Source organism: Brachymonas moutaii (nom. illeg.) (assembly GCF_049977365.1).
In the GTDB taxonomy this organism is placed as follows: domain Bacteria; phylum Pseudomonadota; class Gammaproteobacteria; order Burkholderiales; family Burkholderiaceae_C; genus Brachymonas.
On record NZ_JBNGEN010000005.1, the window covers coordinates 62258 to 77676 of the forward strand.

The 15419-nt window shown below is 65.6% G+C and carries 12 protein-coding genes; 7 read left to right on the forward strand and 5 right to left on the reverse strand.

What is annotated here, in order from left to right:
* The first annotated feature begins 140 nt into the window (after positions 1–140).
* The 4 genes from ACP2WS_RS07290 (at position 141) to pgi (ending at position 4167) form a co-directional block, all read left to right on the forward strand.
* The gene (locus ACP2WS_RS07290) at positions 141–959 is read left to right on the forward strand and encodes a hydroxypyruvate isomerase family protein (RefSeq protein ID WP_426460214.1); all 819 of its coding nucleotides are present in this window, start codon (positions 141–143) and stop codon (positions 957–959) included.
* A 63-nt stretch (positions 960–1022) separates the two neighbouring features.
* Positions 1023–1295: a hypothetical protein gene (locus tag ACP2WS_RS07295; protein WP_426460215.1), complete on the forward strand. Its 273-nt coding sequence runs from the start codon at positions 1023–1025 to the stop codon at positions 1293–1295.
* Positions 1296–1418: 123 nt separating this feature from the next.
* Positions 1419–2375, forward strand: a complete 957-nt coding sequence (gene tal / locus ACP2WS_RS07300) for a transaldolase (protein WP_426460216.1) — start codon at positions 1419–1421, stop codon at positions 2373–2375.
* A gap of 91 nt (positions 2376–2466) precedes the next feature.
* Complete coding sequence (gene pgi, locus ACP2WS_RS07305; protein WP_426460218.1) at positions 2467–4167, forward strand: glucose-6-phosphate isomerase; 1701 nt, start codon at positions 2467–2469, stop codon at positions 4165–4167.
* Between the two features lie 135 nt (positions 4168–4302).
* On the opposite strand, the gene ACP2WS_RS07310 is transcribed toward pgi, so the two are convergent.
* The 5 genes from ACP2WS_RS07310 to ACP2WS_RS07330 form a co-directional block, all read right to left on the reverse strand.
* Positions 4303–4731, reverse strand: coding sequence for an Hsp20/alpha crystallin family protein (locus ACP2WS_RS07310; RefSeq protein ID WP_426460220.1), 429 nt, complete (start codon positions 4729–4731; stop codon positions 4303–4305).
* 288 nt (positions 4732–5019) lie between these two features.
* Positions 5020–6663, reverse strand: coding sequence for a chaperonin GroEL (gene groL / locus ACP2WS_RS07315; protein ID WP_374492186.1), 1644 nt, complete (start codon positions 6661–6663; stop codon positions 5020–5022).
* A 78-nt stretch (positions 6664–6741) separates the two neighbouring features.
* Positions 6742–7032 carry a co-chaperone GroES gene (gene groES / locus ACP2WS_RS07320; RefSeq protein ID WP_374492187.1) on the reverse strand — a complete coding sequence of 97 codons (291 nt, stop codon included), beginning with the start codon at positions 7030–7032 and terminating at the stop codon, positions 6742–6744.
* 252 nt (positions 7033–7284) lie between these two features.
* Positions 7285–7902 (reverse strand): C40 family peptidase, encoded by a 618-nt coding sequence (locus ACP2WS_RS07325; RefSeq protein WP_426460222.1) that lies wholly within the window; start codon positions 7900–7902, stop codon positions 7285–7287.
* Between the two features lie 158 nt (positions 7903–8060).
* Positions 8061–8885 (reverse strand): hypothetical protein, encoded by an 825-nt coding sequence (locus ACP2WS_RS07330; protein WP_426460223.1) that lies wholly within the window; start codon positions 8883–8885, stop codon positions 8061–8063.
* A gap of 254 nt (positions 8886–9139) precedes the next feature.
* On the opposite strand from ACP2WS_RS07330, the gene ACP2WS_RS07335 reads away from it, so the two are divergent.
* From ACP2WS_RS07335 to ACP2WS_RS07345, 3 genes are all read left to right on the forward strand, one after another.
* Entirely contained in the window at positions 9140–10504 is a 1365-nt protein-coding gene (locus ACP2WS_RS07335; RefSeq protein WP_426460224.1) for a ferredoxin reductase family protein, read from the forward strand.
* 65 nt (positions 10505–10569) lie between these two features.
* The gene (menA, locus tag ACP2WS_RS07340) at positions 10570–11535 is read left to right on the forward strand and encodes a 1,4-dihydroxy-2-naphthoate octaprenyltransferase (RefSeq protein WP_426460225.1); all 966 of its coding nucleotides are present in this window, start codon (positions 10570–10572) and stop codon (positions 11533–11535) included.
* A 307-nt stretch (positions 11536–11842) separates the two neighbouring features.
* The gene (locus ACP2WS_RS07345) at positions 11843–15409 is read left to right on the forward strand and encodes a transglutaminase family protein (RefSeq protein WP_426460226.1); all 3567 of its coding nucleotides are present in this window, start codon (positions 11843–11845) and stop codon (positions 15407–15409) included.
* The last annotated feature ends 10 nt before the right edge of the window (positions 15410–15419 follow it).

Below are 15419 nucleotides of genomic sequence, written 5' to 3' on the forward strand. Positions count from 1 at the left end.
CCTGCTCCGGACAAGCCCCCGGATGGCACCCGACACCCGAGAGCCTGTCACAGGGTGTCGACAGGCAATCGTGGGATGCAGAAAGGCGGAGGGCGACGCGGTGAAACGCGCCCTGTCCGATTGGGGGCATACTTGGGCGCATGCCTCGGTTCGCTGCCAATATTTCCCTGCTCTATCCCGAATACCCCTTCGAGGACCGGTTTGCCGCTGCGGCACGTTCCGGCTTCAGTGCGGTGGAGTGCCAGTTTCCCTATGCGCTGCCTGCCCGGCGCTGCCGTGATCTGCTCGATCGCCATGGCCTGCGGCTGGTGCTGCACAACCTGCCAGCGGGGGACTGGGCCACCGGCGAGCGGGGCATCGCCTGTCTGGCGGATCGACAGGTGGAATTTCGAGAGGGAGTGGAGCAGGCATTGGCGCATGCGCGCATCACCGAGGTGCGGCAGCTCAACTGTCTGGCAGGGCTGCTGCCGGAAGGGGCAGATCCGGCAGAGGCGCGGAGCGTGATGGGGGCGAACTTGCGGTATGCGCAGGCGCGCCTGTCGCCGCACGGCATCGGGCTGGTGGTGGAGGCCATCAATACCTGGGATATGCCCCGATTCCTTCTGCCCACTGTGCAGGAGGTGCTGCATCTGCTGGATCGGCAACAGGTGCCTGGGGTCAAGGTGCAGCTGGATTTCTACCATGTAGCCCGCATGGGGCAGGAGGCGCTGCCTCTGCTGGCCCGGTACTTGCCGCGCATCAGGCATCTCCAGCTGGCCGATGCCCCCGGACGCCATGAGCCGGGGACTGGCCGGATTCCCTTTCGCACCTGGTTGCGCTGGCTCGATGCCGCAGGGTATGGAGGCTATGTCGGCTGTGAGTATGTGCCAGCCCGCGGGGGAGTGGGTGGGACGGATGCGGGCTTGGCCTGGATGGCACGCCTGGGCTACGCACCGGGTTCTTCAGGTCCTTCGGCCTGACGGGGCAGGGGTTCTCGACGCCGCAGTGGCGCGGCCGGGCATGCCCTTCTACAATCCCTGCGCATGAGCAGCCCTTCCACTCCTGTTCCGGTGTCCTCCGGGACACCCGATGCATCCCCTTCCGTGATCTGGCGCCGAGCAGATGGCTCGGTCGTGTCGTGCTTCGAGAAGGTCAAGGTGCTCAACGAGAACTATGCCGAGCTGCGCGAGCTCCTGCAGGATGCGCTTGACGATGCCCTGCTGCTGGGATGCAGCGAAGCGCAGGTGCGTGCCGCCTTTCGCGCACTGGTCGACGGAGTGGAAGCCACTGTGTCCGAGGATGCCCGCGCCGGCTGAGGGTGTGCGCCACGTGGTGTATGCCCTGGTCACATTTTTGTGTCGATGCGTCAGCACACGGAAACCATTCGACTGCACAATGCAGAATTCAAGGCTGTGCAGCCATTGGCACATAATCTCCACATGAATCAGCTCGACGCTCTCCGACAATACACCAAGGTCGTGGCAGACACTGGCGATTTTCGCCAGATCGCCCAGTTCCAGCCGCGCGATGCGACGACCAATCCCTCTCTCATTCTCAAGGCCGTCCAGAAGCCCGACTATGCACCGCTGCTGCTGGACATCGTGCGCAGCAGGGGGGTGTCCAATCTCGCAGACACCATGGACCACCTGCTGGTTCGGTTCGGCTGCGAAATCCTCACGCTCATTCCCGGCCGGGTCTCGACCGAAGTGGATGCACGACTGAGTTTCGATACCGAAGCCACGGTAGCGCGCGCGGAGCACCTTGTCGAACTCTACGAGGGGCAGGGCGTGCACATCGACCGTGTGCTCATCAAGATCGCATCGACCTGGGAGGGCATCCAGGCGGCACGCATTCTGGAAGAGCGCGGCATCCATACCAATCTGACGCTGCTGTTCTCCTTCTGTCAGGCCGTGGCCTGTGGCCATGCGGGAGTACAGCTCATTTCGCCTTTCGTGGGCCGCATCTACGACTGGTACCGAAAACAGGCCGGCGCTGCATGGGATGACGCAGCCATGAGCGGTCCGAACGATCCCGGCGTGCAGTCCGTGCGGCGCATCTACGACTACTACAAGCAGCATGGGGTGGCCACCGAGATCATGGGGGCCAGCTTCCGCAACGTGGGCCAGATCATGGCCCTGTCCGGGTGTGATCTGCTCACCATCAGTCCCGAGCTGCTTGCGCAGCTGGCCACGACTCCCGCGCAGCCGGATTTCGCACCCTCTCTCACGGTGGCACAGGCACGGGAAAGTGCCCTTCCTGCCGTGCAGTTCGACGAGGCCTCGTTCCGCTATGCCCTCAATGAGGACGCCATGGCCACCGAAAAACTCGCCGAGGGCATCCGTGCGTTTGCGGCCGATGCGGTCAAGCTTGAGGCCCTGATGCACGCAGCCGCCTGATCCCGGGGCAGACCGCACCTGTCTCTGTCGGGACTGGTATGCCATCTGCCGTCAGGCTGCGCAATTAGTTCGTTTTCTCCAGGTTCCGTTCATGAATGTATTTTCGCCCGAGCGTTGTGAGGCACAGGCCGCATCGTCGTCTGCCGTGGTCTGTACGCCTCCCGGCGCCGCCAGCCGGCAGCCAGAATGGCGTCTCCTGAAGGAGGCAGCAGCGCGTTTTCCGGTCAACCGGGTGCAGCCAGGGGGTGTGCCGCTGCCGTCTTCGGCAGAGCGAGCCGCTCTCTTCGATCTTCGAACTGCCTTTGCGCGGGATGCCGGGCGTACGGCACGCCTGAGCCGCACTTTTGTCCACGGGGACAGATGGCTGGCACACGTCGATTTCTCGAAGACGCACATCGACGACGACGTGCTGACCCTTCTGCACCGGCTGGCCTGTGCCCAGGGAGTGGAAGCCCGCCGTCAGGCCATGTTTGACGGTGAGCGCATCAACCATACAGAGGGGCGTCGGGTCATGCACTGGCTGCTGCGCGAGCCTGTGGAAGCAGGCGTGGCGGAGCCCTTGCAGCCTCTGTGGCGCGAGATGGATGCTGTGCGCACCGCCTTTCTCGACTATGCGGAACGGGTGCGGGACGATGCGTCCATCACGGATATCGTCAACATAGGCATCGGGGGGTCCGATCTGGGGCCGCGCATGGCGATCGAGGCGCTGGCTCCCTATGGGCACACAGGCAAGCGGTTCCATTTCGTGAGCAATGTCGACGGCGATGCCCTGCACGATGTGCTGGCGCGGGTGAAGCCTGCACATACCCTGTTCATCGTGGCGAGCAAGACCTTCACGACGCTCGAAACCATGACCAATGCGGCCACTGCCATGGCCTGGTTCCGCGCGGCAGAGGAAGGCCGCCATGCCGATCGCCTGGGCGAGCATTTCGTGGGCATCACGACACGGGTCGAATCGGCCCATGCGCTCGGCATGCGGCAGGCATTTCCGATGTGGGACTGGGTGGGCGGGCGGTATTCGGTCTGGTCGGCTGTGGGGCTGTCGCTGGCGGTGGCAATCGGTGCCACCCGCTTCCGGGAATTCCTGGCAGGAGCGCATGCCATGGACCGGCATTTCGTGGAAGCCCCGGCGCAGGACAGTCTGCCGATGCAGCTGGGTCTGCTGGATGTGTGGCGCAGCAGTTTCCTTGGGCATGCATCCCGGTGCATGGCACCCTATGCCCAGATGCTGCAACGTTTCCCGGCCTATCTGCAGCAGCTTGAAATGGAAAGCAATGGCAAGCGCTCCAGCGCATGCGGAGAGCTGCTGGACTATGCCACCTGTCCCACCGTGTGGGGAGAACCGGGAACGAACGGGCAGCATGCTTTCTTCGAGATGCTGCATCAGGGCCCCCAGGTGCTGCCTGTCGAGTTCATCGCCGTGTGTCGGCCCCAGCATCCATGGGCGCTGCACCATGAGCTGCTGCTGGCCAATGCGCTGGCGCAGGCGCAGGCGCTAATGCTGGGACGGGACGACCCTGATCCGCAGCGCTGCTGCCCGGGAAACCGGCCGAGCACCTTCATTCTCCTGCCGGAGCTCACCCCCTTCACGCTGGGGACGTTGATCGCGCTCTACGAGCACCGTGTCTTCGTGAGCGGTGCCGTGTGGGGGCTCAACAGTTTCGATCAGTTCGGCGTGGAGCTGGGCAAGCAGCTCGCGAGCGGACTGGCACCACGGTTCTCGAGCGGGGATGTGCAGGGGCTCGATGCTTCCACGGCCGATCTCCTGACCCGCATGCGCGCTGCGATGTGACGCTTCTGCCGGAGCAGCAGAAAACCCGCCGGTCCGTGAGGGAGGCGGGTTTTCTGTATGTGGCGGTGACGGATGACGCGGCGCAGTGGACGTAACCGTCCCTTGATCTGCGCCGCAGAAAAAGCCCGACCTGCCTTACTCGACCCGGATGCGCTGCGGGACGTTGACGGCTTTCTTGGGCAGGGTGAGCACGAGCACGCCATTTTCGTATCGGGCCTTGGCAGCGGATTCATCGATCTCTGCAGGCAGCTGGAAGCTGCGGGCCACCTCGCCCTGGTAGCGCTCGGTGCGCAGGACCTTGTCGCCTTCGCGGTGGCTGTCCTGCTGCTTGACCTCGGCGCGTATGGTCACCACATTGCCTTCGACTCCCACCTGGATGTCTTCCTTGGGGACGCCGGGAAGATCGGCATGCACGGTGAAGTCCTGACCGGATTCCTTGACGTCGATCCGGAGCTGCGAGGGCGGCGGCAGAGGCTCGCCATGCAGCGGCTTGATGAAAAAGCCGGGAGCGACATCCTTGAAGAAGTCATCGAGCAGGGGATTGCGGTTGATCAGGGTATTCATGCGTTTCTCCATCAGGTTGAAGGTGAAAATTCAAGTTCACGGCAACGTTGCATGTCTCCTAAGTAAGCGCCATCAAAGGATTTTCAAGGGATTGGAAGGGGCGTTCTGTATCGGGATGTGGGGGATGGAGAAGACCGCAGGGTGGGGTGTTCGGCACGCTGCCTGCGCATGAAAAAACCCTCCCGCCCCGAAGGACGAGAGGGTTGGTGCGGTGGGCCGGATGCAGGGATCAGCGGCTTGCGGGAACCGCGCCCGCTTGCCCTGCAGCCGGAGACCGGCGGAGATGAATTACATCATCCCGCCCATGCCTCCCATGCCGCCCATGTCACCCATGCCGGCGGCAGGAGCGTCTTCCTTGGGGGCTTCGGCCACCATGCACTCGGTGGTCAGCATCAGGCTGGCCACGGAGGCGGCGTTCTGCAGCGCAGTGCGGGTCACCTTGGTCGGGTCCAGGATACCCATTTCGATCATGTCGCCATACACGTGGTTGGCAGCGTTGTAGCCGAAGTTGCCGGCGCCTTCCAGCACCTTGTTGACCACCACGCTGGGCTCGTCACCGGCGTTGGCGACGATCTCGCGCAGGGGGGCTTCGATGGCCTTGAACACCAGCTTGATGCCGGCGTTCTGGTCGGCGTTGGCGCTGGTGAGCTCACCCACGCTGGCGCGGGCACGCAGCAGGGCCACGCCACCACCGGCGACGATGCCTTCCTCGACGGCTGCACGGGTGGCGTGCAGGGCGTCTTCGACACGGGCCTTCTTTTCCTTCATTTCGACTTCGGTGGCAGCGCCGACCTTGATCACGGCCACGCCACCGGCGAGCTTGGCCACACGTTCCTGCAGCTTTTCGCGGTCGTAGTCGGAGGTGGCTTCCTCGATCTGGACACGGATCTGCTTGACACGTGCCTCGATGTCAGCAGCAGCGCCTGCGCCGTCGATGATCGTGGTGTTTTCCTTGGCCACTTCGATGGTCTTGGCCTGGCCCAGATCGGCCAGGGTCACCTTCTCGAGCGTCAGGCCGACTTCTTCGGCGATGACCTTGCCGCCGGTCAGGATGGCGATGTCTTCGAGCATGGCCTTGCGACGGTCGCCGAAGCCCGGAGCCTTGACAGCCACGACCTTCAGGATGCCGCGGATGGTGTTGACCACCAGGGTGGCGAGGGCTTCGCCGTCCACGTCTTCGGCAATGATCAGCAGCGGGCGGCTGGCCTTGGCCACTTGCTCGAGCACGGGCAGCAGGTCACGGATGTTGCTGATCTTCTTGTCGAACAGCAGCACGAAGGGGTTTTCGAGAACAGCGACCTGCTTTTCGGGGTTGTTGATGAAGTAGGGAGACAGGTAGCCACGGTCGAACTGCATGCCTTCGACGACGTCGAGTTCGTTGCTCAGGCTCTTGCCGTCTTCGACGGTGATCACGCCTTCCTTGCCGACCTTGTCCATGGCGTCAGCGATGATCTGGCCGATGGATTCGTCGGAGTTGGCGGAGATGGAGCCGACCTGTGCGATTTCCTTGGAGGTGGTGGTGGGCTTGGAAGCGGCCTTGAGCTGCTCGACCAGTGCGGCGACAGCCTTGTCGATGCCGCGCTTGAGGTCCATGGGGTTCATGCCGGCGGCCACGTACTTCATGCCTTCGCGCACGATGGCCTGGGCCAGCACGGTGGCGGTGGTGGTGCCGTCGCCCGCGTTGTCGGAGGTCTTGGAAGCGACTTCCTTGACCATCTGGGCGCCCATGTTCATGAGCTTGTCCTTGAGCTCGATTTCCTTGGCCACGGACACACCGTCCTTGGTCACGGTGGGAGCGCCGAAGGAGCGCTCGAGCACCACGTTGCGGCCCTTGGGGCCCAGGGTGGTCTTGACCGCGTTGGCCAGGATGTTCACGCCTTCGACCATGCGGGCGCGGGCGTCCGCGCCGAAAACTACGTCTTTAGCTGCCATTTGCAAATTCTCCAGTGATTCAGTGGTGCAGGATGCCTGTGCCATGCGGCCACGCATCCGTGCGGGATGGGGTGGGTATTACTTCTCGACGACGGCGAAGATGTCGTCTTCCTTCATCACCAGCAGCTCCTCGCCGTCGACCTTGACGGACTGGCCGCTGTACTTGCCGAACAGCACACGGTCACCGACCTTGACGTTCAGGGGCTTGACTTCACCCTTGTCGTTGATGCGGCCGGGGCCGATGGCCAGCACTTCACCCTGGTCGGGCTTCTCGGTGGCGTTGTCGGGGATGACGATGCCGGAAGCGGTTTTGGTTTCGTTTTCCAGACGCTTGACGATCACGCGATCGTGCAGGGGACGCAGGTTCATGGACTCTCCTTGAAAGTAAGTCGTGATGAGACAAACAGTTGAAACAGGGGATGTTCCCTGCCTGCACGGAAACGCGTCCGTGCAGGACGGGGAAAGCATCGGCCGGCAGAGGCGGCTGGCGATCCCGGCACACATGCGTGGATGGCTTTAGCACTCTACCCTGGCGAGTGCTAATGATAAGGGCGATCCAGGGGGATTCAAGAGGCGGATGGGCAAAACTTGCGCATGGCACCGGGTGCCATGCCGGGTGGCTCACCCGCGGAATACCGTGCGTGCACCGTTGAAGCGGGAGGCAAAGTAGGGGCTGTAGAGGCTGGCGGTGCGCACGATGCCTCCCGAAGAAGGGGCATGGATGAATTCGCGGCGGCCGATATAGATGCCCATGTGCGAGAAGGGGTTGCCGGAGGTATCGAAAAACACCAGATCACCCCGCTGCAGCTGGTTCACGGCAAGGGGGCGACTCGACTGGGCCCACTGCAGGGTGCTGCGAGGCAAGGCACGGGGAGCAATGCCGCTGAAGACGTATTGCACGAGGCCGCTGCAGTCGAAGCCTCCTTCCAGCGTATTGCCGCCGTAGGTGTAGGGGGTGTTGATGGCGAGCATGGCCCGAGCAATGGCGGCTTCGCGCAGGTCGCCGGAAAACTGCAGCGGATGCAGCAGGGCGATGGAGGGGTAGTCGGTCCGGAGCGTGCCCGGAGAGGTGCCGGAAGAGCGCCGACGGGCTGTGCGGGCAGGGCTGGCGCAGCCCGCGAGCAAGAGGGCTGCGCAGCCTCCCCCGGCCAGGAGCAGCAGGTGGCGGCGCGAGGCGAGGTCTTGAGAGGAAGAATCAGACTGCCCCTCCCGCCGAAGGGTGGGGGGCAGGGCGGGCATGGAAAGAGAGGAGAGGGGGGGCGGCAGGGGGTGCATCGGGAAAGCTCCGGAAGATGCCATGCGCACGTTGTACCACCTGGGGTGCCGTTTGCGAATCCCCCGGCCTGTCTGTCGCCCTGTCTGCAGCAGGGGGCGGCAGGGAGGCGCGCAGGGGGGGATCAGAAGTGGGGTTCACTCCGGGAATCGTGAGATTCGCGATGCTCCTGGGGCCGGTTGTGGGGGCGCTGCTGCTGTGGCTGCTGGATAGCGTGGGGATCGCGCTGGAACGTGCGGGCACGTTCCACACGCTGTGCCTGGGGAGCCATGCGACGCTGCTCGGCGGCCGGAGAGTTCGGCAAGGTGCGCGGGCGCTGTGACATCCAGGCAGGACGTGGAACAGCGGCTGGAGCAGGAGTGCCGGGCTGGGCCGCCGGGGAAACTGCGGGCGCTGTCCGGCCCTGCGTGGCATGCATCCAGCCCGTGGGGGTGACAGCCGGCGCAGTGGGGGCGTGAGGGGCGGTGGCTCCCCATGGACGTCCGTTGACGGGGGCCTGAACCGCATGCAGGGGGGTAGAGGGGCCGGGTGGCACGAAGCGGTGGCCAGGCGCAGTCCAGTGACCATTGACGAACACGACGCCATTGCCACGATGGGCATAGTAAGGATGCGTCCAGGTATAGCCCGGACGCGGGGCACTGGCCCAGCGGCCGCGCGCCCAGACCCACTGGTTCTGCCAGGTCCAGTAGCCGCCGATCCAGATGGCGCCGATGAAAGGCATGGGGGGCGGGGTTTCGACCAGGACCGGCGGCGGGTCGTAGGGAATGAGCAGCGGGTCGGGCTGGACGACCCCGACATCGCTCCAGACACCGCTGTCGGTCGTGGCGTAGGGCAGGGGCGCAACGCAGGCAGAGGTCAGCAGGGTGAGACCGGTGAGCAGCAGGGCAGCGGGCCCGCGGAGGGCGCGCGCAGGGGCAGCGGAAGGACGGATCGGGAGGGCGGCAGTCATGGGATGTTCGTCGGAAGATGGAAATGAGTGTGTAAGGGCAGATCACATGGCGGCTGCAAAGTTCAGCGGCAGGTGTGACAGCGTGTATGGAGGCACCGGCGCCCGGCTTTGGGCAAGGTGGACGGCGCCAGGCGGTTCAGGGAAGCTTAAGAGGCATGCGGCAAGGTGAACATGGATACGGGAACTTCGGGGCCTGGATGCACTCTATCTGTGCGTGAGGACCACGGAGTCCGGAACTTTTTTGCGAGGACAGAATGAAGAATATCAAGATGGGGTGGTGGCTGGTGCTGCTGGTGCCTGCGGGATTGTGGTTCATGGCCGATACGCTGTGGGTGCAGCCGTTCAGGTATTTCCCGTTCAGGGAGGTCTTTATCCAGTTCACCGGCGTGGTGGCCATGGCGGTGATGAGCGTGGGCATGGTGCTGGCGACCCGTCAGCGGTGGCTGGAGGCCCGGCTCAATGGGCTTGACAAGATGTACCGCCTGCACAAATGGCTGGGGATCACGGCGCTGGTGGTGTCGGTGGTGCACTGGTGGATGTCCAAGGGGACGAAGTGGATGGTGGGCTGGGGCTGGCTGGAGCGCCCCGCACGCCGTGGCCCCCGAGGCGGCGGAGAAGGGGTGGCACAGGCGGTTGTGACGCTGGAGCAGTGGCTCAACACGCAGCGCCATCTGGCCGAATCGATGGGAGAGTGGGCCTTCTATGGGGCTGTGGTGCTGATGGTTCTGGCGCTCGTGAAGTGGTTCCCCTACCGGCTGTTTTCCAAGACACACCGCTTGCTGGCCGTGGCCTATCTGGTGCTGGCCTTTCATACGGTGGTGCTGCTCAAGTATGCCTACTGGTCCCAGCCGGTGGGATGGCTGATGGCCGTGCTGACCGCGGCCGGAGTGGTGGCTGCCCTGATGGTGCTGCTGGGGCGCGTGGGGGCCGGGCGCAAGGTGTCTGGCGAGATCCTGGAGGTGCATCGCCTGCCTGCATTGCGCGTGGTGCGCACCACACTGCGGCTTGCTTCCGGATGGCCGGGGCATGAAGCAGGGCAGTTTGCCTTTGTGACCACGCATCGTGCGGAAGGGGCGCATCCGTACACGATCGCGTCGCACTGGGATCCCGCCACGCGGGAAATCACGTTCATCACCAAGGCGCTGGGCGATTACACCGCCACTCTGCCGCAGGCGCTGCAGCCCGGCATGCCGGCCACGGTGGAAGGGCCGTATGGGTGCTTCACCTTCAATGACGATGCTCCCCGCCAGATCTGGGTGGGAGGGGGCATCGGCATCACGCCCTTTGTGGCGCGGCTCAAGGAAATGGCGCAGGAGCGGGCCCAGGGGGCCCATGCACCCGAGGTGGATCTGTTCCACACCACAACGGAACTCGACCCCGAGGCGCTCGCGCTGCTGGAGGCCGATGCGGCTGCGGCAGGGGTGCATCTGCATGTGCTGGTCGATGCGCGTGATGGACGCCTGACGGGCGAACGCCTGCGTGCGGCCGTGCCGGACTGGCGCACGGCCAGTGTCTGGTTCTGCGGCCCGGCAGGATTCGGCACGGCGCTGCGGACCGATCTGCTGGCGCAGGGATTGCCGGCAGGGCGCTTCCATCAGGAGCTGTTTGCCATGCGCTGAAAGGGGCGGCGTTGCGGCCCATGGAAGGGTTGGGCGCTTCCGGCCCTCCCCTACAATGGGGCGCCATGTCTGCTTCTTCCGATGAATCCCTGCGGGGCGATGTTCTCCCGGCCCCCGCGCCTGCCGGTTCGGCTGCGCCGTCTGCCGCGCATGCCTGGTGGCTGGCGGCCCGGCCCTACACCCTGACCGTGACCCTTTCGCCGGTAGTGGCAGGGTGCATGCTGGCCTGGCTGCAGACAGGACGTCTGCACGGACTGCTGGCGTTGGTGACGCTGCTGGCGGCCATGTGCATCCAGATCGGCACCAATCTGCTCAACGATGTGGGCGACTACGAGAAGGGGGCCGACCAGCCCGATCGACTGGGGCCTCCGCGGGCGGTGGCCAGTGGCTGGCTGCCAGCTGCCGCCGTGAGGCGTGCGGGATTTCTGGCGATGGGGGGCGCATTCCTGCTCGGCATCGTGCTGGCAGGAGTGGGGGGCTGGCCCATCGTGGCGACAGGGTTGCTGGCACTGGTGTGTGGCTGGGCCTATACCTCGGGGCCGCGTCCGATTGCCTATGGACCGTGGGGGGAAGTGTTCGTCTGGTGCTTCTTTGGCCTGGCGGCAGTGGGGGGTACCTTCTGGCTGCAGGCCGGCGTGCCCACAGCCCATGTCTGGTGGATGGGGCATGCGATGGGAGCCTTTGCGGCGGCAGTCATGCTGGTCAACAACACCCGCGACCGTGCGACCGATGTGCGGGCGGGCAAGCGCACGCTGGCGGTGCGGCTGGGTCTGCCGGCCAGCCGACTCCTGTATGCAGGGGTGATGCTGTTCCCGTTTGTGATTCTGCCGCTGATCGGGCCGGCAGCGAATTCGCCCTGGATGGCTCTGCCGCTGGTGATGCTCGTGCCTGCGCTCAGGCAGGTGACCGATGTTGTGCGCCACGCGCCAGGCAAGGGCTACAACCGGGTTCTGGCGCGCACCGGGATGGTGCAGCTGGGATTTGTGCTGACCTGGGCTGCCGCGCAGGGGCTTGCCGGCGCGGCAGCCTGAGTGGTGCATCGGCCCCCAGGGGGGGCCGATGGCCGTGCATGGAGCAATGGGGAAGCCAGCGAGGCGCGTGCTGCAGCTCCAGGGGTGCAGCTGGCATGTGTATTGCTTGACTGACCAGACAGGGCCCCGTTTTCCTCATGGCGCCGGCCTTCCATGCCTCGGCGCCCATGAGGAAGACAGGCCCCTTTCGTGATGCACGATTCGCAGGGAAGCCTTCCGTTCGCACGAGAATGAGCGGAACTTCCATTTCCAGGACCGTGTCTCCCCTGTTCGGGAGCGCGGGCCGATGATCCAGCAGGGCACAGCCATGTCGATACACGCCGCACTTCACCACGTCACCCACTACCGGTACGACCGCCTGGTGCAGCTCGGACCGCAGGTGGTGCGCCTGCGGCCAGCCCCCCACAGCCGCAGTCGCATCCTTTCCTACAGCCTCAAGGTCGAGCCGGCCCAGCATTTCATCAACTGGCAGCAGGATCCGTTCGCCAACTACCAGGCGCGCCTGATGTTCCCGGAGCCCACGCAGGAGTTCAAGGTCACGGTGGATCTGGTGGCGGAAATGGCGGTGTTCAATCCGTTCGATTTCTTCCTGGAGCCCGAGGCCGAGCAGATTCCGTTTGCCTATGGCGAGCTGGAGCAGCAGGAACTGGCGCCCTATCTGGCGGCAGACCCGCTCACGCCGCTGCTGGAGAAGTATCTGGCAGGCGTGGACCGCAGCGCCACGCCGACGGTGGACTTTCTGGTGGCGCTCAACCAGCGGGTGCATCAGGATGTGCGCTATCTCATCCGCATGGAGCCCGGCGTGCAGACGCCGGAGGAGACCCTGGGCAAGGCCAGCGGGTCCTGCCGCGACTCGGCATGGCTGCTGGTGCAGCTGCTGCGCCATCTGGGGCTGGCGGCGCGCTTCGTGTCCGGCTACCTGATCCAGCTCAAGCCCGATGTGAAGTCGCTCGACGGCCCCAGCGGCACCGACCATGACTTCACCGACCTGCACGCCTGGTGCGAGGTCTACCTGCCGGGGGCCGGCTGGGTGGGGCTCGATGCCACCTCGGGACTGTTTGCGGGCGAAGGGCACATTCCGCTGGCCTGCACGCCCCAGCCCGGGGGGGCCGCGCCCATCGAGGGACTGGTCGATCCCTGCGAGGTGACCTTCAGCCACGAGATGTCGGTGTCCCGCATTCTGGAGACCCCCCGCGTCACGCTGCCGTATTCGGATGCGCAGTGGGAGCGCGTGCTCGCCCTGGGCGATGCAGTGGATGCTTCCTTGCAGGAGGGGGATGTACGCCTCACCATGGGGGGCGAGCCGACGTTCGTGTCCATCGACGACCGCGACGCGCCCGAGTGGAACACCACGGCGCTCGGGCCGCGCAAGCGGGAACGGGCCATCGAGCTGCTGCACCGTCTGCGCGACCAGTATGGCCAAGGGGGCTTCCTGCACTGTGGGCAGGGCAAGTGGTATCCGGGCGAGCAGCTGCCGCGGTGGGCCCTCTCGGCCCTGTGGCGCACCGACGGCGAGCCCGTGTGGCACAACCCGGCCCGTCTGGCCGATGAGCGCACGCCCCAGCACTACACCCAGGAAGATGCCGACCGCTTCATCCGCCAGCTGGCCGAGGAGCTGGGCATCACCGACAGCCACGTCATGCCGGCGCTGGAGGACACCTGGTATCACCTGTGGCGCGAGCAGCGCCTGCCCAGCAACGTCACGCCGCAGGATGCGCGGCTCGACGACAGTCTGGAGCGTGCCCGGCTGGGCCGCGTGTTCGGACAGGGCCTCGCACGGCCTGTGGGCTACGTGCTGCCTCTGCAGGCAGTCTCCGAAGTGGGCACCTACGCCGAGCTGACGGCCGAGCATGCCCCCCACTGGGCCACCAGTCCCTGGCATCTGCGCGAAGGGCAGCTCTATCTGCTTCCGGGCGACTCCCCGGTGGGGCTGCGTCTGCCGCTCGACCGGCTGCCCTGGGTGGCCGCCGATGACCGCGCGGTACCCGTGCCGGTCGATCCCTTCGAGCCGCGCGAGGAGCTCGACAGCACCGGTGCCGACCAGCCCGCACAGGACCGCCCGGGCGCGCAGGCACGCGCTGCCGCAGGCAGGGACGCGGCCGCCTGCCAGAAGGAGGGGACCGCTGCAAGACACCGCCGCCGCGAAAGCGAGAATCTCGCCGGTGGCGGCATGGTGGGCATGCACGAGGACGCGGATGACGACGGCATGGCCAGCGGGCAGCTGCGCGAGCGCAAGCCGCGGCTGTACGAATCGGCACCGTGGATCGTGCGCACCGCCCTGTGCGTGGAGGCACGCGACACGCGGCGTACCACGGGCATCGTCGATCCCAAGGATCCCTCCAAGGGCTATCAGGCGCTGTATGTGTTCATGCCCCCGGTCGTGCGGCTGGAGGATTATCTCGACCTGGTGGCCGCCATCGAGCGCACCGCCGAGGCGCTCGACGTGGCCGTGGTGCTCGAAGGCTATCTGCCGCCCCGCGATCCCCGTCTGACCATGCTGCAGGTCACGCCCGACCCCGGAGTGATCGAGGTCAACATCCAGCCTGCCCGCACCTGGCGCGAGATCGTGTCGCGTACCGAGTTCCTGTACGACGCGGCCTTCCACTGCCGGCTCTCCGCCGAGAAGTTCATGACCGACGGACGGCATACCGGCACGGGCGGTGGCAATCACTTCGTGATGGGCGGCGCCACGCCCGACGAGAGCCCCTTCCTGCGGCGGCCCGACGTGCTGGCCAGCCTGCTGTCCTATTGGCACAACCACCCCAGTCTTTCCTATCTGTTCAGCGGGCTCTTCATTGGCCCGACCAGTCAGGCTCCCCGGGTGGACGAAGCACGCAACGACCAGCTCTACGAGCTCGAAATCGCCCTGGCCGAAATCCACGGGGCACAGGCCAAGTACGGCGAACAGATGCAGCCCTGGCTGGTCGACCGCAGCCTGCGCAACATCCTGATCGACGTCACGGGCAACACCCATCGCAGCGAGTTCTGCATCGACAAGCTCTACTCGCCCGATTCCAGCACCGGCCGGCTGGGGCTGCTGGAGCTGCGTGCCTTCGAGATGCCGCCCCATGCCCGCATGAGCGTGGTGCAGCAGCTGCTGATGCGTGCGCTCATTGCCCGGTTCTGGCGTGAGCCCTACCGCGCTCCCCTGGCGCGCTGGGGCACCGAGCTGCACGACCGCTTCATGCTGCCCACCTTTGTGCAGGCCGACTTTGCCGATGTCATGTCCGAGCTGCGTGCCGCTGGATTCGCGTTCGAGGATGCGTGGTTCGCTCCGCATTTCGAGTTCCGTTTCCCCCACATCGGGGACATGGAGGCCGACGGCGTCACGCTTACCCTGCGCAGCGCGCTGGAGCCCTGGCACGTCATGGGCGAGGAAAGCGGCGGGGGTGGCACCGTGCGCTATGTGGATTCTTCGCTGGAACGGCTGGAGGTCGAGGTGCGGGGCTTCAACCCGGCCCGCCACACCATCACCTGCAACGGCGTGCCGGTGCCCCTGCAGCCCACCGGCAAGGCCGGGGTGCTGGTGGCCGGGGTGCGCTACAAGGCCTGGAATCCGCCGTCCGCCCTGCACCCCAGCATTGGGGTGCATGCGCCCCTGACCTTCGATGTGGTCGACACCTGGATGGGGCGCTCGCTCGGCGGCTGTTCCTACCATGTGGCCCATCCTGGTGGACGCAACTACGAGACGCTGCCCGTCAACGCCTACGAGGCGGAAAGCCGCCGGCTGGCGCGCTTTTTCCGGCTCGGCCATACGCCAGGCACCTTGGATCTGGCCCGCAACGCGCTGCCCACCAGCAATTCCATGCTGGCAGACCGTGAATTTCCGTTCACTCTGGATCTGCGCCGCCATCCTGCGGCTTCCAGATACTGAGCCGGAAGCG

Bases quoted from the DNA above. Each gene is read 5' to 3' on its own strand.
- pgi (WP_426460218.1), top strand. From the start codon at position 2,467: ATGAATGTATTTTCGCCCGAGCGTTGTGAGGCACAGGCCGCATCGTCG.
- groL (WP_374492186.1), bottom strand. From the start codon at position 6,663: ATGGCAGCTAAAGACGTAGTTTTCGGCGCGGACGCCCGCGCCCGCATG.
- ACP2WS_RS07295 (WP_426460215.1), top strand. From the start codon at position 1,023: ATGAGCAGCCCTTCCACTCCTGTTCCGGTGTCCTCCGGGACACCCGAT.
- tal (WP_426460216.1), top strand. From the start codon at position 1,419: ATGAATCAGCTCGACGCTCTCCGACAATACACCAAGGTCGTGGCAGAC.
- menA (WP_426460225.1), top strand. From the start codon at position 10,570: ATGTCTGCTTCTTCCGATGAATCCCTGCGGGGCGATGTTCTCCCGGCC.
- groES (WP_374492187.1), bottom strand. From the start codon at position 7,032: ATGAACCTGCGTCCCCTGCACGATCGCGTGATCGTCAAGCGTCTGGAA.
- ACP2WS_RS07325 (WP_426460222.1), bottom strand. From the start codon at position 7,902: ATGCCCGCCCTGCCCCCCACCCTTCGGCGGGAGGGGCAGTCTGATTCT.
- ACP2WS_RS07330 (WP_426460223.1), bottom strand. From the start codon at position 8,885: ATGACTGCCGCCCTCCCGATCCGTCCTTCCGCTGCCCCTGCGCGCGCC.
- ACP2WS_RS07345 (WP_426460226.1), top strand. From the start codon at position 11,843: ATGTCGATACACGCCGCACTTCACCACGTCACCCACTACCGGTACGAC.
- ACP2WS_RS07310 (WP_426460220.1), bottom strand. From the start codon at position 4,731: ATGAATACCCTGATCAACCGCAATCCCCTGCTCGATGACTTCTTCAAG.
- ACP2WS_RS07290 (WP_426460214.1), top strand. From the start codon at position 141: ATGCCTCGGTTCGCTGCCAATATTTCCCTGCTCTATCCCGAATACCCC.
- ACP2WS_RS07335 (WP_426460224.1), top strand. From the start codon at position 9,140: ATGAAGAATATCAAGATGGGGTGGTGGCTGGTGCTGCTGGTGCCTGCG.